Genomic DNA, 19,222 nt, shown 5'->3' with positions numbered 1-19,222 from the left:
CAAGAAAAAGGAAACCCCATGAACTTGAAGACCACCCTGATCGGCCTTTCCATCGTGACCGCGCTGGCCGCGTGCTCGACCACCAAGCCGGCCGACGCGAACGCCAACGCCGGCGGCGCCGGTGCGAACGCGGGCGCCTCGACCGGTGCCGCCGGCAACGCGGGCGCGCTCGACCCGCTGAAAGACCCGAACAGCCCGCTGGCCAAGCGCAGCGTCTACTTCGACTACGACGCGTCGAGCGTCAAGGAGCAGGACAAGGGCACCGTGTCGGCTCACGCCGGCTACCTGTCGGCCAACCCGGCCAAGGGCGTCCAGCTCCAGGGCAACACCGACGCGCGCGGCAGCCGCGAGTACAACATCGCGCTCGGCCAACGTCGCGCCGAGGCGGTGAAGAAATCGCTGCAGGTGCTGGGCGTGAAGGAAAACCAGGTCGAGGCGGTCAGCTACGGCAAGGAAAAACCGCGCGCGACCGGCAGCGCCGACGCCGACCACGCCGAGAACCGTCGCGCCGACATCGTCTACCGCGGCGAATAAGCGCGATGCGTCAAACGTAGAACCGGACCGGGCCTTGGGCCCGGTTTTGTCCGTCAGAGGAATAGAGCATGAGATTGCCCCACCGCCTGGTCGCAGGCGGCGCCTTGCTGGGCCTCTTGGCCGGCTGCGCCACCACCAGCGACATCGAGGAAACGCGTCGCCAGATCGACACGGTCAACCAGCAGGCGCAGACGCGCCTCGCGCAGATCGAGACCAAGCTGTCCAACGACAAGCTGTTGGAGATGGTCGGCCAGATCGACAGCCTGCGCGCCGAAGTCGCGCGCCTGAAGGGCGAGGTCGAGGTGCAGACCTACAACCTGACGACGACGCAGAAGCGCCAGAACGACCTGTACAACGACCTCGACGGCCGCCTCGGCAAGCTGGAAAGCCACGCCGGCGACGCGAAGGGCTCTGCGGTCGCGCCGGCGGTATCGGCGGGCGCCGCCGATACGCAGGCGAGCCCCGACTACGAGCGCGCGATGACGCTGCTCAAGGGCCGAGACTTCCCTAAGGCGATCGAAGCGTTGCAGAAATATCTCGCCGCCAACCCGGACGGCGACCAGGCGCCGGACGCGCAGTACTGGCTCGGCGTCGCGCACACCGCGCAGAAGCAGTACGACGCGGCGATCGACATCCACCGCCGCTTCGCCGACAAGTACCCGACGCATCCGAAGGCGCCCGACGCGCTGCGCAATATCGCCAACTGCCAGCGCGACCTCGGCCAGGTCGACATCGCGAAGGCGACGCTCAAGCGCCTGATCAAGCTCTATCCGAAGAGCGACGCGGCCGCCAAGGCCAAGGAGCAGCTCGCCAAGCTATAAAAGGTGAGAGGGCGGCCCGTCCCGCCGCCGCCCTAGGGGCCGCCCCGATTGGGGCGGCGCACCGTCTTGGTTAAAATGGCGGACTTTATTCCGCACAGGGTGACGCCATGATCGAAGTCGGCATCGTAATGGGCAGCAACAGCGACTGGGACGTGATGCAGCACGCCGCCCGGGTGCTGAAGGACTTCGGCGTGCGCTGCGAGACCCGCGTCGTGTCGGCGCACCGCACGCCCGACCTGATGTTCGAATACGCCGAACAGGCGCGCGGCCGTGGCATCAAGGCCATCATCGCCGGCGCCGGCGGCGCCGCCCACCTGCCGGGAATGATCGCCGCCAAGACCACGCTGCCGGTGCTCGGCGTGCCGGTGCCGTCGCGCTACCTGCGCGGCGAGGATTCCTTGCTTTCCATCGTGCAGATGCCCAAGGGCGTGCCGGTCGCGACCTTCGCGATCGGTGAGGCCGGCGCCGCGAACGCCGCGCTGTTCGCCGTCTCGCTGCTCGCCAACCACGACGCGGAACTCGCGGCCAAGCTCGAAGCCTTCCGCCAGAAGCAGACCGACACCGTGCTCGCGATGACCCTGCCGGAGCTCGACGCATGAGCGCAAAAGCCATCCTGCCGCCTTCCATGCTCGGCATCCTCGGCGGCGGCCAGCTCGGCCGCATGTTCGCCGCCGCCGCCAAGACCATGGGCTACCGCGTGACGGTGCTCGACCCGGACGAGGCCGCGCCCGCCGCCGACTTCGCCGACGTCCATATCAAGGCGCCGTTCAACGACGCGCAGGCGCTCGACATCCTCGCCAAGACCTGCGCCGCGATCACCACCGAATTCGAGAACGTCAACGCCGACGCGATGCGCGAGCTCGCACGCCGCGGTGTGCGCGTCGCACCGAGCGGCGATTGCGTCGCCGTCGCGCAGAACCGCATCGTCGAGAAGGGCTGGATCAAGAAGGCGGGTCTCGCGACCGTGCCTTATCTGGCGATCGAAACCGTCGACGACCTGCACACCGACCTCGCGCCCTACCTGCCCGGCATCCTGAAGACCGCGCGCCTCGGTTACGACGGCAAGGGCCAGGTGCTCGTCGAAACCGCCTCCGCCGCGCGCGAGGCGTACGCCGACCTCGGCGGCCAGGCCTGCGTGCTCGAGAAGCGCGTCGAGCTGAAGGCCGAGGTGTCGGTGATCGTCACCCGCGTCAGCCACACGCAGATGAACACCTTCCCGGTCGCCGAGAACCGCCACGAGAAAGGCATCCTCGACGTGTCGATCGTGCCGGCGACGCTGTCGCCCTTTGTTGCCGAGACCGCGCAGGGCATGGCGAAACAGCTCGCCGACGCGCTCGACTACGTCGGCGTGCTCGCGGTCGAATTCTTCGTGCTCGAAGACGACACGCTGTTGATCAACGAGATCGCGCCGCGCCCGCACAACTCCGGCCACTACACGCTCGACGCCTGCATCACCAGCCAGTTCCAGCAGCAGGTGCGTGCGCTGTGCGGGCTGTTGCCCGGCAGCACCGCGCTGTTGAAGCCGGCGGTGATGGTCAACCTGCTCGGCGACGTGTGGCCCGAGAGCGGCCGCGAGCCGAACTGGGCGGTGCTGATGGAGGCACCCAACGTCGAGCTGCACCTGTACGGCAAAAGGGAAGCGCGACCGGGCCGCAAGATGGGCCACTTCACCGTGCTCGCCGACTCGGCCGAGGCGGCGCTGGTGCAGGCCGAGGCGCTCAAGGACACCCTGTAATTCTGTCAGGCGACCGCGAACCGGTCGCCTTGTCACCCTGGAATGGAATACGCCATGACCGGCACCCCGACTTCGCTGAGCCTGAAAAAACTCTACTCCGGCAAGGTGCGCGACCTGTATGAGATCGACGACCAGCGCATGCTGATGGTCGCTAGTGACCGCCTGTCGGCTTTCGACGTGATCCTGCCCGATGCCATCCCGGGCAAGGGCCAGATCCTGACCGCGATCTCCAACTTCTGGTTCGACAAGCTCAAGGACCTCGTCCCCAACCACTTCACCGGCGACAAGGTCGAGGACGTGGTGCCGGCGGCCGAATTGCCGCTGGTAGAGGGCCGCGCGGTGGTCGCCAAGCGCCTGAAACCGGTGCCGGTAGAAGCCATCGTGCGCGGTTACCTCGCCGGTTCCGGCTGGAAGGAGTACCAGCAGCAAGGCTCGGTGTGCGGCATCGCGCTGCCGGCGGGTCTGAAGGAAGCGAGCAAGCTGCCCGAGGCGATCTTCACCCCGTCGACCAAGGCCGCGGTCGGCGACCACGACGAAAACATCTCATACGCGCAGTGCGAAGCCATCGTCGGCAAAGAGCTGGCTGCCAAGGTCCGCGACACCGCGATCGCGCTCTACACCGCCGCAGCCGAGTACGCACGAGGGCGCGGCATCATCATCTGCGACACCAAGTTCGAATTCGGCCTCGACGAGGACGGCACGCTGACGCTGATGGACGAGGCGCTGACGCCGGATTCCAGCCGCTTCTGGCCAGCCGACAGCTACAAGGAAGGGTCGAACCCGCCGTCGTTCGACAAGCAGTTCGTGCGCGACTGGCTCGAGGCTACCGGCTGGAACAAGCAGCCGCCGGCGCCGGCCGTGCCGCTGGAGGTCGCGCAGAAGACCGCCGACAAGTACCGCGAGGCGCTGGTCAAGTTGACCGCCTGATCGGGATTTGACATAAAAAAGCTCGGCCAACGTTGGCCGAGCTTTTTTTATTGCAACAGAGATCATGCCGGCCACAGCCACGCGGCGCCGCGCACGCCCGAGCTGTCGCCGTGCCTCGGCGGCACGAGCTTGGTCGCGACCGCGTCGGAGAACACCCATTCGTGCCACAGCCGCGGCACGTTGTCGTACAGCCGCGCGACGTTAGACAGGCCGCCGCCGAGCACGATCACGTCGGGGTCGATCAGGTTGATCACGCCGGCGAGCGACCTCGCGAGGCGCCGCTCGTAGCGCTCGAGCGTCGCTTGCGCGCACGCGCCGTCGCCACCCTCGGCCAAGCTCACGATCTCGGCGGCGGAAAGAGGCGTGCCGGTCTGCCGTGCATGGTCGGCCGACAGTCCCGGGCCGGACAGATAGGTCTCGACGCAGCCGGCGCGGCCGCAGTAGCAAGAAGGCAGCGGCAGGTCGATCGCTTCGGGCTGTGGCAGCGGGTTATGCCCCCACTCGCCGGCGATGCGGTTCGCGCCCTCGAGGATCTGCCCGTTTACGACGATGCCGCCGCCGACGCCGGTGCCGAGAATCATGCCGAAGACCACGCTCGAACCGGCCGCGGCGCCGTCGGCGGCTTCGGACAGGACAAAGCAGTTGGCGTCGTTGGCGATGCGGATTTCGCGTTGCAGCAGCGCCTCGAGGTTGTCTTTCAGCGGCTTGTCGTTAAGGCAGGTCGAGTTGGCGTTCTTGATCCGGCCGGTGGCGGTGGACAGCGCGCCCGGCGTGCCGAAGCCGAGCGTCGCGGCGACGGCCAGTTCCGCCTCGGCCGACGTCACGAGCGCCTTGATCGCGGCCAAGGTGCCTTCGTAGTCGCCCTGCGGCGTCGCTACGCGTCTTCGTAACACTGCGCGACCTGCAGCATCGAGCGCGATCAGTTCGATCTTGGTGCCGCCGAGGTCGATGCCGAAGCGCATCGTCAGTCCTTCGCCGGCAGGCCGAAGTGCTGGAACGCGAGCGCGGTCGCCATCCGGCCGCGCGGCGTGCGCTGCAGCAGGCCCTGCTGGATCAGGAACGGTTCGATCACGTCTTCGATCGTGTCGGTCGATTCGCCGATCGCCGCACCGACGTTGTCCAAGCCTACCGGGCCGCCGGCGAACTTCTCGAGGATCGCCTGCAGCAGTTTCCGGTCCATTACGTCGAGGCCGGCGTGGTCGACGTCGAGCATCGCCAGCGCGGCGTCGGCGACCTCGCGCGTGACGACGCCGTCGGCCTTCACCTCGGCGTAGTCGCGCACGCGTCGCAGCAGTCTGTTCGCGATCCGCGGCGTACCGCGGCTGCGACGCGCGACCTCGAAAGCACCGCCGTCGGACAGCTGCACGTTGAGAAGGTTGGCCGAGCGCGCGACGATCTTGGTCAGCTCGTCGGGCGTGTAGAATTCGAGCCGCGCGACGATGCCGAAGCGGTCGCGCAGCGGGTTGGTCAGCATGCCGGCGCGCGTCGTCGCGCCTATCAGCGTGAACGGCGGCAGGTCGATCTTCACCGAGCGCGCGGCCGGGCCTTCGCCGATCATGATGTCGATCTGGTAGTCCTCGAGCGCCGGGTAGAGGATCTCCTCTACGACCGGACTGAGGCGGTGGATCTCGTCGATAAATAAAACATCGTGCGGCTCGAGGTTGGTCAGCAAGGCGGCGAGGTCGCCGGCGCGTTCGAGCACCGGGCCGGACGTCTGCCTGAGGTTCACGCCGAGTTCGCGCGCGATGATGTGCGCGAGCGTCGTCTTGCCGAGGCCCGGCGGGCCGAACAAGAGCACATGATCCAGCGCCTCGCTTCGCCGCTTGGCCGCCTCGATGAAGATCTCGAGCTGCTCGCGCGCCTTCTTCTGACCGACGTACTCGTCGAGCAGCTTGGGGCGCAGCGCGCGCTCGAGCGCCTCTTCCTGCTGCGACAGGCTCTGCTGGGTGACGAGGCGCCGCTCGGGGGCGCCGCCGATCAGGTTGTCGGTTTCGATCATGGTGGTGTCGGTAGTCGGGGGGAACAGCCGCTAGTGTAACGTAGTCGGAAGCCAGGGACGGGCGGCCGAGCCCGTCATTAGAAGGAGTCTGGGTATATGCGTTTCCTGATGGCAGCCGTCGCCGGCCTCGCGCTCGCCGGCTGCGCGACGCCGCGCTCTGACTGGACGCCAGAGCGCCTCGCGCTCGCCTTGCCGGTGCACAAGACGGTGCTGCTAGGCGAGGTGCACGACAACGCCGACGGCCACCGTCAGCGGCTCGAAGCGCTTGCGCGCGCGGTCGAAGCCGGCTGGCGGCCGGCGATCGCGCTCGAGCAGTTCGACCGCGAACGCCAGGCCGATCTCGACGCGGCGCTGAAGACCTGCGGGCACGACGCCGACTGCGTGATCCGCGCCGGGCTGGGAGGAGGGGGGACCGAGCCGTCGGGCTGGAACTGGGATTTCTACCGGCCGGTGGTCGCGCTCGCGTTGCGCTACGACTTGCCGCTCGTCGCCGCCAACCTGTCGCGGGCCGACGCGTTGCGCGTGATGCGCGAAGGTTACGCGCCGGTGCTAGGCATGGGGCTGGCCGCGCGGCTGGCGGCCGTGCCCCAAGACCTCGCCGCCGGCCAGCGCCGCGAGGTCGACGCCGGGCATTGCGGCAAGCTGCCGGCGTCGGCGCTGCCCAGGATGGTTGACGCGCAGGTCGCACGCGACGCGGTGATGGCAGGGGTGGTCGACGCGAACGCCGCGCGCGGCGTGGTGCTGTTGGCCGGCAACGGCCACGTGCGGCGCGACCTCGGCGTGCCGCGTTGGCTTGTTACCACGGCGCTGTCGGTCGGCTACGTCGAGCAGGTGCCGGCAGCCGGCACATACGACGCCGCAGTGCTGATCAAAGGACACCCGCGCGCCGACCCTTGCGCCGGTCTGTAAATCGGCCAACCTTGAACGCCGTCTCAAGGTTGGCCGAGCTTTTGTCCTGTTGCGATGCTCAGGCCTTCTTGCCGTTGCCCTGTTTCAGGCGGACGCGGAAGTTGCCGCGCGCGCCGTCCTGGCTGATGTCGAACCAGCCCGACTTGTTGACGAGGTCGGACAGGTTGCGAAAACCGTAGTTGCGCGGGTCGAAGTCGGGCATCCATTCACTGAGCAGCGAGCCGACCGGGCCGAGGTTGGCCCAGCCCTCATCGTCGCAGCGGCTCTCGATCGCCTGCCTGAAGCGCTGGCGCAGCGCGCGCGACAAGGGCTGCAGCGCGGCCTTCTTCGCCGCCGGTTCGGCGCTTCCGGGCACGGGCGTCTCGTCGTCCGGCTCGGAGCCCAGGATCTCGACGTAGACGAACTTGCTGCATGCGTTGACGAAGGCAGCCGGCGTCTTTTGCTCGCCGAAGCCCCATACCTCGAGGCCGTCCTCGCGCAGCCGCGTCGCCAGCCGCGAGAAGTCGCTGTCGCTCGACACCAGGCAGAAGCTGTGGAAACGCTCCGAGTGCAACAGGTCCATCGCGTCGATCACCATCGCGATGTCGGACGCGTTCTTGCCCTTGGTGTTAGGGAACTGCTGAACCGGGTGGATCGCGAAGCGCGCGCACAGGTCGCGCCACGAGCGGTCGTGCTTGCTGAAGTCGCCGTACACGCGCTTCAAGGCCAAGACGCCGAGCCGGCTCGCCTCTTCGAGCACGTTGCCGATCCAGTCGGGCGACACGTTGTCGGCATCGATCAGTACCGCGACGTTGGCCATCGTCTATCCCTTCACCAGCGATTTGAGCGCGAGGCGGATGCCGTCGCTGACGCCGACGTTCGCCGGCAGCGCCTTCAGCGCGGCGGCGGCCTCCTTCTCGTTGTAGCCGAGCGCGATCAGTGCGTTGGCGATGTCGTCGGTGGGGGCCGGCTCGGGCGCGAGCGGCAGCCCGCCCGGCGTCGCGACGACGCCGCCGGTCGAAAGCCTGCCGCGCAGTTCGAGCACCAGCCGCTCGGCGGTCTTCTTGCCGATGCCGGGGATCGACGACAGGCGCTTGAGGTCCTCGGACGCGATCGCGATCGCCAGCTCGTCGGCGGTCAGCGCCGACAGGATCGCCAGCGCGATCTTGGCGCCGATGCCGGTCACCTTCAACAGCTGCCGGAAGGTCTCGCGCTCGGCCTTGCTCGCGAAGCCGTAAAGCAGATGCGCGTCGTCGCGCACCGCCAGATGCGTATAGAGCGTGACGGGTTCATTGAGGTGCGGCAGCTGGTAGAAGGTGCTCATCGGCACGTCGACTTCGTAGCCGACGCCGCCCACGTTCACCACCACCTGCGGCGGCAGTTTTTCCATCAGCGTGCCGGTCAGGCGTCCGATCATGATTGTCCTTGCGGTTCTTAAGAGCTTGGCCGAGCCTCGGGGCCCGGTCAGGAAGACGTAAAGCGGCGCGCCGCTCAGACCAGCCGCCCGCCCTTGACCTTGAAGCCGCGCGCGGTCAGGCCGGCGAGCGCGGCGTGGCTGTGGTTGGCGTGCGTCAGCGCGACCGCGAGCGCGTCGGCGGCGTCCGATTGCGGCGTGCCCGACAGCTTCAGCGCGTGCACCACCATGTGCTGCACCTGCTCCTTGGCCGCCTTGCCGTGGCCGACCACCGACTGCTTGACCTGCAGTGCGGTGTATTCGGCGACCGCCAGTTTTTTCAGCACCAGCGCGCTGATCGCCGCGCCGCGCGCCTGGCCGAGCATCAGCGTCGCCGCCGGGTTGACGTTGACGAACACCTTTTCTACCGCCGCCTCGGTCGGCGCGTAAGCGTCGACGACCTCGATCAGGCCCTCGACGATGACGCGGATGCGTTCGGGCAGGCCCGCGCCCTCGGGGGTGCGGATGCAGCCGGACGCGATGTAGTGGCGGTCCTGGCCGAGCACGTCGATCACGCCGAAGCCGGTCATGCGCGAGCCCGGGTCGATGCCGAGGATGCGGCGGTGTGTCATACCCAGGTGCGCGCGATCGCGTCGGCCTCGGCCAACCTTTGCGTGGTGCCGACGTCGTGCCACAGGCCACGGTAGTGTTCTCCAGTGACCTGGCCGCGCGCCATCGCCGCGCGCAACAGCGGCGCGAGCTTGGCCGGCCGGTGCGCTTCTAGCCCTTCGAACAGCGCCGGATGGTAGACGCCGATGCCGGCGAAGGTCAGCCCGGGTTCGTCGTGCACGACGCCGTTCTTGTCGAGCGAGAAGTCGCCCGCCGCGTGGTGCGCCGGGTTGTCGATCAGCACCAGGTGGGCGAGGCGTTCTGCGCCGTCGAGCCGGGGGGCGGCGTCGATCAGGTGGGCGAACGGAAAGTCGGTCAGCACGTCGCCGTTGACGACGGCGAACGGCGCGTCGCCCAGCAGCGGCAGCGCGGTCGCGATGCCGCCGGCGGTCTCGAGCGCTTCGGGCTCGGGCGAGTAGGCGATATGCACGCCCCACTCGGCGCCGTCGGCCAGCCGCGCCTCGATTTCCTTGCCGAGCCACGCGTGGTTGATGACGACGTCTTTGACGCCGGCCTCGGCCAACCTTTTCAGGTGCCAGCCGATCAAGGGCTGCGAACCGGCCATCAGCAGCGGCTTGGGCGTCGCGTCGGTCAGCGGGCGCATGCGTTCGCCGCGCCCGGCGGCGAGGATCATCGCTTTCATCTATTCGCCCGACGACAGTCGCGTGGCGCTGAACACGCGGCCGACGCTGGCGTCGTCCTCGTCCGGGCCGGTGAGCTGCACCAGCAACTGGTAGAGCGGCGCGAGCTCGCCGTAGCGGCGCGTGGTCTTCTTCAGGTAACGAATGAAGCGCGGGATCTCGGCGCGGTACTTGTCCTTGCCGTCGCGGTGGTGGAGGCGCGCGAAGATGCCGGCCACCTTCAGGTGGCGCTGCACGCCCATCCATTCGAAGTCGCGCCAGAAGGCGTCGATGTCGGCCGGCACCGGCAGGTTCGCCGCGCGCGCCTTTTCCCAGTAGCGCACGGCGACGTCGAGCACGAACTCCTCGTCCCACTCGATGAAGGCGTCGCGCAGCAAGGACACCAGGTCGTAGCTGACCGGGCCGTAGACGGCGTCCTGGAAGTCGAGCACGCCGGGCCTGCCCGGCGTCAGCATCAGGTTGCGCACGATGAAGTCGCGGTGGACGAACGCCCTGGCCTGGCTCGTGAGCGCGGGCAGCAGCGCCTTCACGCCGGCGTCCCACAGCTTCTTCTGCGCGAAGCTCAACGGTTGGCCGAGTTCCTTCGCGCAGAACCACTCGGGGAACAGGTTCAGTTCGCGCGTCAGGAGCGCCGCGTCGTACTCGGGCAGCACGCCCGGGCGGCTCGCCTTCTGGATGTCGATCAGCGTGTCGACCGCCTCGAGCAAGAGGTGCTTGTGCACCACCTCGCGCTCGTCGTGCTGCAGCGCGGACAAATAGGTGACGCGACCGAGGTCCTCGAGCAGCATGAAGCCCTGTTCGGCGTCGCGGGCGAGGATGGCCGGCACGTTGACCATGGCGAACACCTCGCGCACGTGCACGTAGCGCTCGGTGTTCATCTTGTCGGGCGGCGCGTCCATCACGATGCGGGTGACGCCGTCCGGCAGCACGAGCCGGAAGTAGCGGCGGAAGTCGGCGTCGGCGGCGGCGAACTCGACCTCGAACGCGGTGTCGGGATAGAGGGTGGCCACCCAGGCCTTAAGCAAATCGATACGCTCCATGGCGGTAGTCAAGCAACGGGAATGAGATAGAATGCCGAGATTCTATACCGGCTTGGTTGACCCACGATATGGCTTTGACGCCGTCACTTTTGCGTCCCTCCCCGCTCGCCGTCGCGCTGGCGGCCGCCTTCGCGTTGCCGGCGTTCGCTACGGAGGTGGCGCCCGTCGCCCCCGGCCAGACGGTGATCGACGCCGACCGCATCGACGGCCAGATGGAGGGCCGGATCCAGGCGCGCGGCAACGTCGTCGTCCGCCGCGACGACCAGACCGTCAAGGCCGACTGGCTCGACTACTTCCAGAACGAGAACCGGCTCAAGGCCGGCGACCAGGTCGAGTTCACCGAGGGCAACAGCCGCATCAGCGGCCGCGCGCTCGACTACAAGCTCGACACGCGCGAGGGCGAGGCGAGCGACGCGACCTTCGCGGGGCAGGGCGCCGACGGCCGCACGCTGCGCGGCGACGGCGAGAAGATCGAATTCCGCGGCAAGGACCGCTACCGGCTCAAGCGAGCGCGCGCGAACACCTGCGAGCCGGGCGACGACTCCTGGTACCTGAAGGCCGGCACGCTCGACATCGACTACACGCGCAACGTCGGCGTCGCCCGCAACGCGTGGCTCGACTTCCAGGGCGTGCCTATCCTCTACACGCCGTGGATCGACTTTCCGCTCGACGGCGGGCGCAAGTCGGGCGTGCTCGCGCCGACCTTCAAGACCGGCTCGGACGGTTTCGAAGTGTCGCTGCCGTACTACTTCAACCTCGCGCCGAACTACGACCTGACGCTGACGCCGCGCTGGGTCTCCAACCGCGGCGCGATGCTCGGCGCCGAATTCCGTTATCTGCGGCCGGACTACAGCGGCACGCTGTCCACCGAGCAGATGCCCGACGACAAGAAGGCGAACGACAGCCGCTACGCCTGGCGCGCCAAGCACAGCCAGAAACTCGGTGCCGGCTTCTCCTTCGGCTACGACGCGAACTATGTGTCGGACGACCGCTACTTCAAGGACTTCGGCGACCGGGTCGACATCGCGTCCAACGTCAACCTGCCGCGCGACGCGTGGCTCAACTATGGCACGGGCTGGCAAGGCGGCGCGGCCTCCGGCCAGCTGCGCGTGCTGCGTTACCAGACGCTGCAGGACCCGCTCGCTCCGGTCACGCCGCCGTACGCGCTGCTGCCGCGCCTGTCCGGCAACGCGACCCAGTCGTTGCCGGCCGGTTTCTCGGCCAACTTGTTCGCCGAGTTCACCCGCTTCACGCACCCGACCTTGCAGGAAGGCAACCGGCTGGTGGCCTACCCGAGCGTGTCCTGGGCGCTCGAGCGGCCGTGGGGCTTCGTGCGGCCCAAGTTCGGCATGCACGCGACTGAATACGACCTCGACCCCTTCGCCGGTCAGAACGGCGGCAAGAAGAGCCGCACGCTGCCGATCTTCAGCACCGACGCCGGGCTCTATTTCGACCGCGAGACCTCCTTCTTCGGTCGCGATCACACGCAGACGCTCGAGCCGCGGCTCTACTATGTCAACATTCCGACCAAGGCGCAGAACGATCTGCCGAACTTCGATTCCGCCGAGAAGGACTTCAGCTTCGCTCAGCTGTTCACCGAGAACCGCTTCTCGGGGCAGGACAGGATCAACGGCGCCAACGCGCTGACGGTGGCGTTCTCCAGCCGCTACCTCGACGACGAATCCGGCCTGGAACGTTTGCGGATGGAGATCGGTCAACGCTACTACTTCCGCAAGGAAGACATCAGCCTGTCCGGTTCGACCAAAGACCTCGAGAACAGCGGCTCCGACATCGTCGCGACCGTCGGCGGCGAGATCACCGACGCCTGGCGCGCCGACGCGACCTACCAGTACAACCAGCAGCTGGGCAAGACCGAGCGCTACGAGTGGGCGGCGCGCTACTCACCCGAGGCGGGCAAGACGGTCAGCCTGCGCTACCGCTACGGCCGCGACGAAGACATCGGCTTCGGCGGCATCCGCGCGCCGATGCGCCAGATCGACATCGCCGCGCAGTGGCCGATCGCCAAGAAGTGGTACGTGGTCGCGCGCGAGAACTATTCGCTGATCGACAACACCTCGCTCGAACAGCTGGCCGGCGTCGAATACAACGACGGCTGCTGGACGGCGCGCGTGGTCGGCCAGCGCTACGTGACCGACCTGACCAACACCAAGAACGCGGTATTTTTGCAGCTGGAACTGAAGGACATGGGCGGCATCGGCAGCAACCCGATCGACACGCTCCGTCTGGCGATTCCCGGCTACAGCAAGATCAACGACACCCGACAAGGCTTATGAAACAGACCCTCATCGCCCTGATGCTGGCCGCCTCGCTTGGCGGTGCGGCGCACGCCGCCGTCAAAGACATCGACCGCATTGTCGCGGTGGTGAACAAGAACGTGATCACCGAGCGCCAGCTGAGCGCGCGCATCCAGGAGGTCTCGGCCAACCTCAAGCGCCAGAACGTCGAGCTGCCCGACGAGGCGACGCTCAAGCACCAGGTGCTCGAGCAGATGATCTCGGAAGAGGTGCAGCTGCAGTACGCGCAGAACAATGGCATCACGCTCGCCGACGGCGACCTCGACAAGGCGGTGCAGAAGCTGGCCGAGCAGAACAAGCTGTCGGTCGCCGGCCTCGAGGCGCGGCTGAAGAAGGAAGGCGTCGCGCTCTCGCAGTTCCGCGAGGAGATCCGCCGCGAGATCCTGCTCGGCCGTCTGAAGGAGCGCGAGGTCGATTCGCGCGTCAACGTCACCGACACCGAGGTCGACCAGGTGGTGAAGAGCGAGCTGTCGGGCAAGTCGCGCAATGAATACCGCCTCGCCACCATCCTGGTCAGCGTGCCCGAGCGCGCCGACTCGAAAGTGATCGAGGAGCGCGGCCGCCGCGCTCAGGAAGCGTTGGCCGCGCTGAAGGCCGGCAAGCCGTTCGCGCAGGTGGCGGCGAGCTACTCGGACGCCAAGAGCGCCTTGTCGGGCGGCGACATGGGCTGGCGCAGCGCCGCCGGTTTCCCGCCCAACTTCGTCTCGCTGCTCGAGAACCTCAAGCCGGGCGAGAACACCGATCTCGTGCGCACCCAGCAGGGCTTCGTGATCTTCAAGCTGGTCGACAAGCGCGCGCAGGGCGCGGCGCAGATGGTCGAGCAGCGGCGCGTGCGTCACATCCTGGTCCGTACCAACGAGGCGGTGTCCGAGTCCGACGCGAAGCAGCGCATCGACCAGATCCGCGACCGCATCGCGCGCGGCGCCAGGTTCGACGAACAGGCGCGCCTGTATTCGGAGGACGCGAGCAATTCGCGCGGCGGCGAACTCGGCTGGCTGTCCCCTGGGGACACCGTGCCCGAGTTCGAGCGCGCGATGCTCTCGCTGAAGCTCGGCGAACTGAGCGCGCCGGTGCGCTCGCCGTTCGGCTGGCACCTGATCGAGGTCGAGGAAAAACGCACGCAGGACATGTCGGGCGAGCGCGAGAAACTCGCGATCAAGCAGCAGATCCGTGCGCGCAAGATCGAGGAGGCCTACCTCGACTGGGCGCGCCAGCTGCGCGACTCGGCCTTCGTCGAAGACAGGCTGATCGAAAAATGAGCCCGATCGCGATCACCGCCGGCGAGCCGGCCGGCATCGGCCCCGACCTGGTCCTAAGGTTGGCCGAGCTTGCCGGCGCGCGCCGCCGGGTGATCGTCGCCGACCGCGGCCTGCTCGAGGCGCGCGCGCGGCAGTTGGGTCTCGACGTGACGCTCGCAGACTACCGGCGCGATGCGGCGCCGCTTAAGGGCGCACTCGAAGTGCTGCACGTGCCGCTCGCGGCGCCGGCAGTGGCAGGGAAGCTCGACGCGGCCAACGGCCGCTACGTGCTCGACACGCTCGACGTCGCGATAGCCGGCTGCGTGTCGGGCGAATTCGCCGCGATCGTCACCGCGCCGGTGCACAAGGGCGTGATCAACGAGGCCGGCGTGCCGTTCACCGGCCATACCGAATACCTTGCCGAACGCACGCAGACGCACAAGGTGGTGATGCTGCTCGCCGGCGGCGGCCTGCGCGTCGCGCTCGCGACCACCCACCTGCCGCTGAAAGACGTCTCCGCCGCGATCACCCGCGAGGGCTTGGCCGAGGTGATCAGAATTCTCCACGCCGACCTCGTCGCCAGGTTCGGCATCGCCGTGCCGCGCATCCTCGTCGCCGGCCTCAACCCGCACGCGGGCGAATCGGGCCATATGGGGCGCGAGGAGATCGACGTGATCGCGCCGGTGCTGGAAGCCTTGCGCGCTGAGGGCATGCATCTGACCGGCCCGCTGCCGGCCGACACCTTGTTCCAGCCGCGCTACCTCGACCATGCCGACGCGGTGCTCGCGATGTACCACGACCAGGGCCTGCCGGTGCTCAAGTACGCGAGCTTCGGCGCCGGCGTGAACATCACGCTCGGCCTGCCGATCGTGCGCACCTCGGTCGACCACGGTACCGCGCTCGATCTGGCCGGCACCGGCCGTGCCGAGCCGGGCAGCCTGTTCGAGGCGGTCGCGCTGGCCGAGCAGCTCGCCGCCGCAACCGCCCGGTAGGCTAGTCCAACCTCATTGCTGTCGTCATAACGGTGCTACGGTTCGTACAGGGTTGACCCCTAAGGCAAAACCCTGCTTCCAACACCATTTTTCGCAGCGCGTCAAATCCGTTAAAATCAAATCTCTTACCTCTGCTGTGGTTGATTGCTCCATGAACGCGCCTGCCCACCAGCGTGTACGCGAAATTCCGTACAACTACACGTCGTTCTCCGATCGCGAGATCGTCATCCGCCTGCTGGGTGAACCGATGTGGCAAACCCTCGACGTGCTGCGCGGTGAACGCAAGACCGGCCGCTCGGCGCGGATGCTGTTCGAGGTGCTCGGCGACATCTGGGTCGTGGAGCGCAACCCCTACCTCGTCGACGACCTGCTCGAGAACCCGAAACGCCTGACGGCGCTCGTCGGTGCGATGCACCACCGCCTGTCCGAGATCGAGAAGCGCCGCGTCGGCAATGAGAAGGTCGCCGAGCTGATCGCAAAGAGCCGCAAGACGGTGTCCGCCTTCGAGGCGCGCTTCGCCGAGACGCGCGAGTTGCGCGCGAAGATCCTCAAGCGCCTGACCCGCATCACCCGCAAGGACAACGTGCTGTTCGACGGCCTCGCGCGCGTGTCGCACGTCACCGACGCTACCGACTGGCGCGTCGAGTACCCGTTCGTCGTCTTGTGCCCGGATACCGAGGCCGAGATCGCTGCGTTGGTGAAGGGCTGTATCGAGCTCGGGCTGACCATCATCCCGCGCGGCGGCGGCACCGGCTACACCGGCGGCGCCGTGCCGCTCGACCGGATGTCGGCCGTCATCAACACCGAGAAGCTCGACCTCCACAACGGCGTCGAGTACATCGACCTGCCGGGTCTGGAAGGCAAGCGTCCGACGATCCAGTGCGGCGCCGGCGTGGTGACGCGCCGCGTCGAGGAAGCCGCGTACGCCGCCGGCGTGGTGTTCGCGGTCGACCCGACCTCGGCCGACGCGTCCTGTATCGGCGGCAACGTCGCGATGAACGCCGGCGGCAAGAAGGCGCTGTTGTGGGGCACCGCGCTCGACAACCTCGCGAGCTGGAAGATGGTCGACCCGGACGGCAACTGGCTGTTCATCGAGCGCGTCGGCCACAACTTCGGCAAGATCCACGACGTCGACAAGGCGACCTTCCGCATCACCAAGTTGGCCGAGGACGGCCAGACCGTGCTCGACACGCGCGAACTGGTGATCCCGGGCCGCACCTTCCGCAAGGTCGGCCTCGGCAAGGACGTGACCGACAAGTTCCTCGCCGGCCTGCCCGGCATCCAGAAGGAAGGCTGCGACGGCATCATCACCAGCGCGCGCTTCGTGCTGCACAAGATGCCCAAGCACACGCGTACCGTCTGCCTAGAGTTCTTCGGTACCGTCGCGCAGGCGACGCCGGCCATCGTAGAGATCACCGACTACTTCAAGCCGGGCGGCGCCGGTGTCGCCGCCGGCGTGCAGCTGGCCGGCCTCGAACACCTCGACTGGCGCTACGTGCGCGCGGTCGGCTACGCGACCAAGGCCAAGTCCAAGGGGCGGCCTAAGATGGTGCTGATCGCCGACATCGTGTCCGACGATGAGAACGCCGTCGGCGAGGCGGCTAGCCACGTGGTGCGCGTCGCCAACGCGCGTTCGGGCGAAGGCTTCATCGCCGTCACGCCGGAGGCGCGCAAGAAATTCTGGCTCGACCGCGCGCGTACCGCGGCGATCGCCAAGCACACCAACGCGTTCAAGATCAACGAAGACGTGGTGATCCCGCTGCCGCGCCTCGGCGACTACTCGGACGGCATCGAGCGCATCAATATCGAGCTGTCGATCAAGAACAAGCTCGCGCTGACCGCCGCGCTCGCCGACACCTTCCACGGCCGTCTGCCGGTCGACAAGCTCGACACCGACCTGCCCTCCGCCGAGCTGATCGGCGACCGCCGCGATTTGGCGCTGACGCTGATCGAGACGGTGCGCGAGCGCTGGCAGTGGCTGCTCGACCACCTCGACGCGCCGTTCGCCGACTACGCCGCGCGCTACCCGGACGCGCCGCTCGAAGACGGCGTGGCCGACCCTGCTGCCAGCGTGTTCATCGCGATGCGCGACTTCAAGCTGCGCGTGTCGTACAAGACCGAACTGCTGTCCGAGCTCGAGACGCTGTTCTCCGGAAAGACCGACGCGCCGATCCTCGACGCGGTGCGCGCCGTGCATCAGAAGGTGCTGCGCGGCCGCGTGTTCGTCGCGCTGCACATGCACGCCGGCGACGGCAACGTCCACACCAACCTGCCGGTCAACTCCGACGACTACGAGATGCTGCAGACCGCGCACCACGCGGTCGCGCGCATCATGGCGCTCGCGCGCAACCTCGACGGCGTGATCTCGGGCGAGCACGGCATCGGCATCACCAAGCTCGAGTTCCTCACCGACGACGAGATGGCGCCGTTCATCGCGTACAAGCAGCGCGTCGACCCGAACGGTCACTTCAACCGCGGCAAGCTGTTGCCGGGCGCCGATCTGGCCAACGCGTACACGCCGTCGTTCGAGCTCCTCGGCGCCGAGTCGCTGATCCTCGAGCAGTCGGACATCGGCCAGATTTCGGAGATGGTCAAGGACTGCCTGCGCTGCGGCAAATGCAAGCCGGTGTGCACGACGCACGTGCCGCGCGCAAACCTGCTCTACAGCCCGCGCAACAAGATCCTCGGCACCGGCTTGCTCACCGAGGCGTTCCTGTACGAGGAGCAGACGCGCCGCGGCGTCAGCATGAAGCACTTCGACGAGCTGTCCGACGTCGCCGACCACTGCACCGTCTGCCACCGCTGCGCGAACCCGTGCCCGGTGAAGATCGACTTCGGCGACGTGTCGGTCGCGATGAGGAATTTCTTGCGCAAGACCGGCAACAAGAAGTTCAACCCGGGCACCGCGCTCGGCATGGCCTTCCTGACCGCCAAGGACCCGGCGACGATCAAGCTGATGCGCAAGGGCATGATCGAATGGGGCTACAAGGCGCAGCGCCTCGGCCACAACGTCGCCAAGAAGCTGAACCTGTACCAGGGCCAGGCGAAGGCGCCGCCCTTGACCACCGGCGGCGTGCCGGTCAAGGCGCAGGTGATCCACTTCATCAACAAGGCGCTGCCGGGCAACCTGCCGAAGAAGACCGCGCGCGGTCTCTTGGACGTCGAGGATCCGAACGTGGTGCCGGTGATTCGCAACCCGAAGGTCGCCGACGACGCCGAGGCGGTGTTCTACTTCCCGGGCTGCGGCTCGGAGCGCCTGTTCAGCCAGGTCGGCCTCGCGACGCAGGCGATGCTGTGGCACGTCGGCGTGCAGACGGTGCTGCCGCCGGGCTATCTGTGCTGCGGCTACCCGCAGACCTCGGCCGGCTTCGAGGACAAGGGCGAGGCGATCACCACCGAGAACCGCGTGCTGTTCCACCGCGTCGCCAACACGCTGAACTACCTCGACATCAAGACCGTCGTGGTGTCGTGCGGCACCTGCTACGACCAGCTCACGCGCTACCAATTCGAGCAGATCTTCCCGGGCTGCCGTCTGATCGACATCCACGAGTACCTGATGGAGAAGGGCGTGAAGCTCGAAGGCGTCACCGGCCAGCAGTACCTGTACCACGACCCGTGCCACACGCCGATGAAGGCCTACCAGCCGATCAAGGTGGTGAACGAGCTGATGGGCGGCGGCGTGCCGCTGTCCGACCGCTGCTGCGGCGAGTCGGGCACCTTCGCCGCCAGCCGTCCGGACATCGCGACCCAGGTGCGCTTCAGGAAACAAGAGGAAATCAACAAGGGCGTGCAGGAACTCACCAAGGGCGAAGCCCCGGCCAAACCGGTGAAGATCCTCACCAGCTGCCCGTCCTGCCTGCAGGGCCTGTCGCGCTACGACGAGGACACCGGCACCACCGCCGACTACATCGTCGTCGAGATCGCCAAGCACGTGCTCGGCGAGAACTGGATGCCGGAGTACGTCGAGAAGGCGCGCAACGGCGGCATCGAGCGCGTGCTGCTGTAAGGTCTCTGATCGTGTAACGTCACA

Annotated in this window: 17 protein-coding genes; 10 read left to right on the top strand and 7 right to left on the bottom strand. The window is 67.5% G+C overall.

The genetic code is table 11. The features are described from left to right. Positions 1–18 precede the first annotated feature (18 nt). From pal to DWG20_RS04020, 5 genes are all read left to right on the top strand, one after another. The gene (gene pal / locus DWG20_RS04040; protein WP_115432600.1) at positions 19–534 is read left to right on the top strand and encodes a peptidoglycan-associated lipoprotein Pal; all 516 of its coding nucleotides are present in this window, start codon (positions 19–21) and stop codon (positions 532–534) included. Between the two features lie 68 nt (positions 535–602). Then, on the top strand, positions 603–1,355 hold the full coding sequence (gene ybgF, locus DWG20_RS04035) for a tol-pal system protein YbgF (RefSeq protein ID WP_115432599.1): 753 nt from the start codon (positions 603–605) through the stop codon (positions 1,353–1,355). Positions 1,356–1,462: 107 nt separating this feature from the next. Next, positions 1,463–1,954, top strand: a complete 492-nt coding sequence (gene purE / locus DWG20_RS04030; protein ID WP_115432598.1) for a 5-(carboxyamino)imidazole ribonucleotide mutase — start codon at positions 1,463–1,465, stop codon at positions 1,952–1,954. Next, a complete protein-coding gene (locus tag DWG20_RS04025; RefSeq protein WP_115432597.1) occupies positions 1,951–3,090 on the top strand; it encodes a 5-(carboxyamino)imidazole ribonucleotide synthase in 1,140 nt (379 codons plus the stop codon). Before purE ends, DWG20_RS04025 begins: the two co-directional genes overlap by 4 nt. A 54-nt stretch (positions 3,091–3,144) precedes the next feature. Further along, positions 3,145–4,017 carry a phosphoribosylaminoimidazolesuccinocarboxamide synthase gene (locus tag DWG20_RS04020; protein WP_115432596.1) on the top strand — a complete coding sequence of 291 codons (873 nt, stop codon included), beginning with the start codon at positions 3,145–3,147 and terminating at the stop codon, positions 4,015–4,017. 62 nt (positions 4,018–4,079) lie between these two features. On the opposite strand, the gene DWG20_RS04015 is transcribed toward DWG20_RS04020, so the two are convergent. Together DWG20_RS04015 and ruvB are read right to left on the bottom strand one after the other, a co-directional pair. Beyond that, entirely contained in the window at positions 4,080–4,979 is a 900-nt protein-coding gene (locus DWG20_RS04015) for an ROK family protein (RefSeq protein WP_115432595.1), read from the bottom strand. A 2-nt stretch (positions 4,980–4,981) separates the two neighbouring features. Beyond that, positions 4,982–6,016, bottom strand: a complete 1,035-nt coding sequence (ruvB, locus tag DWG20_RS04010) for a Holliday junction branch migration DNA helicase RuvB (RefSeq protein WP_115432594.1) — start codon at positions 6,014–6,016, stop codon at positions 4,982–4,984. A gap of 96 nt (positions 6,017–6,112) precedes the next feature. On the opposite strand from ruvB, the gene DWG20_RS04005 reads away from it, so the two are divergent. Further along, positions 6,113–6,925, top strand: coding sequence for a ChaN family lipoprotein (locus tag DWG20_RS04005; RefSeq protein ID WP_115432593.1), 813 nt, complete (start codon positions 6,113–6,115; stop codon positions 6,923–6,925). Positions 6,926–6,983: 58 nt separating this feature from the next. Here the strand turns inward: DWG20_RS04005 and DWG20_RS04000 are convergent, their stop codons facing one another. From DWG20_RS04000 to amgK, 5 genes are all read right to left on the bottom strand, one after another. Then, positions 6,984–7,724 (bottom strand): NYN domain-containing protein, encoded by a 741-nt coding sequence (locus tag DWG20_RS04000; RefSeq protein ID WP_115432592.1) that lies wholly within the window; start codon positions 7,722–7,724, stop codon positions 6,984–6,986. Positions 7,725–7,727: 3 nt separating this feature from the next. After that, the gene (gene ruvA, locus DWG20_RS03995; RefSeq protein WP_115432591.1) at positions 7,728–8,321 is read right to left on the bottom strand and encodes a Holliday junction branch migration protein RuvA; all 594 of its coding nucleotides are present in this window, start codon (positions 8,319–8,321) and stop codon (positions 7,728–7,730) included. Between the two features lie 74 nt (positions 8,322–8,395). After that, positions 8,396–8,929, bottom strand: a complete 534-nt coding sequence (ruvC, locus tag DWG20_RS03990; RefSeq protein WP_115432590.1) for a crossover junction endodeoxyribonuclease RuvC — start codon at positions 8,927–8,929, stop codon at positions 8,396–8,398. Next, positions 8,926–9,609, bottom strand: a complete 684-nt coding sequence (gene murU / locus DWG20_RS03985; protein WP_115432589.1) for an N-acetylmuramate alpha-1-phosphate uridylyltransferase MurU — start codon at positions 9,607–9,609, stop codon at positions 8,926–8,928. Before murU ends, ruvC begins: the two co-directional genes overlap by 4 nt. After that, complete coding sequence (gene amgK / locus DWG20_RS03980; RefSeq protein WP_115432588.1) at positions 9,610–10,647, bottom strand: N-acetylmuramate/N-acetylglucosamine kinase AmgK; 1,038 nt, start codon at positions 10,645–10,647, stop codon at positions 9,610–9,612. It lies immediately after the preceding gene. Positions 10,648–10,736: 89 nt separating this feature from the next. On the opposite strand from amgK, the gene DWG20_RS03975 reads away from it, so the two are divergent. The 4 genes from DWG20_RS03975 (at position 10,737) to DWG20_RS03960 (ending at position 19,198) form a co-directional block, all read left to right on the top strand. Continuing rightward, positions 10,737–12,941 carry an LPS-assembly protein LptD gene (locus DWG20_RS03975; RefSeq protein WP_245944764.1) on the top strand — a complete coding sequence of 735 codons (2,205 nt, stop codon included), beginning with the start codon at positions 10,737–10,739 and terminating at the stop codon, positions 12,939–12,941. Further along, the gene (locus DWG20_RS03970) at positions 12,938–14,221 is read left to right on the top strand and encodes a peptidylprolyl isomerase (RefSeq protein WP_115432586.1); all 1,284 of its coding nucleotides are present in this window, start codon (positions 12,938–12,940) and stop codon (positions 14,219–14,221) included. Before DWG20_RS03975 ends, DWG20_RS03970 begins: the two co-directional genes overlap by 4 nt. After that, positions 14,218–15,192, top strand: coding sequence for a 4-hydroxythreonine-4-phosphate dehydrogenase PdxA (gene pdxA / locus DWG20_RS03965; RefSeq protein WP_115432585.1), 975 nt, complete (start codon positions 14,218–14,220; stop codon positions 15,190–15,192). The genes DWG20_RS03970 and pdxA overlap by 4 nt, the downstream gene beginning before the upstream one ends. A gap of 151 nt (positions 15,193–15,343) precedes the next feature. After that, positions 15,344–19,198 carry a DUF3683 domain-containing protein gene (locus DWG20_RS03960; protein WP_115432584.1) on the top strand — a complete coding sequence of 1,285 codons (3,855 nt, stop codon included), beginning with the start codon at positions 15,344–15,346 and terminating at the stop codon, positions 19,196–19,198. Positions 19,199–19,222: the final 24 nt, after the last annotated feature.

This window comes from Crenobacter cavernae, from assembly GCF_003355495.1.
Classification (GTDB): domain Bacteria; phylum Pseudomonadota; class Gammaproteobacteria; order Burkholderiales; family Chromobacteriaceae; genus Crenobacter; species Crenobacter cavernae.
Note: the sequence above shows the minus strand (reverse complement) of the source record. Positions and strands in the feature narration are given on the sequence as shown.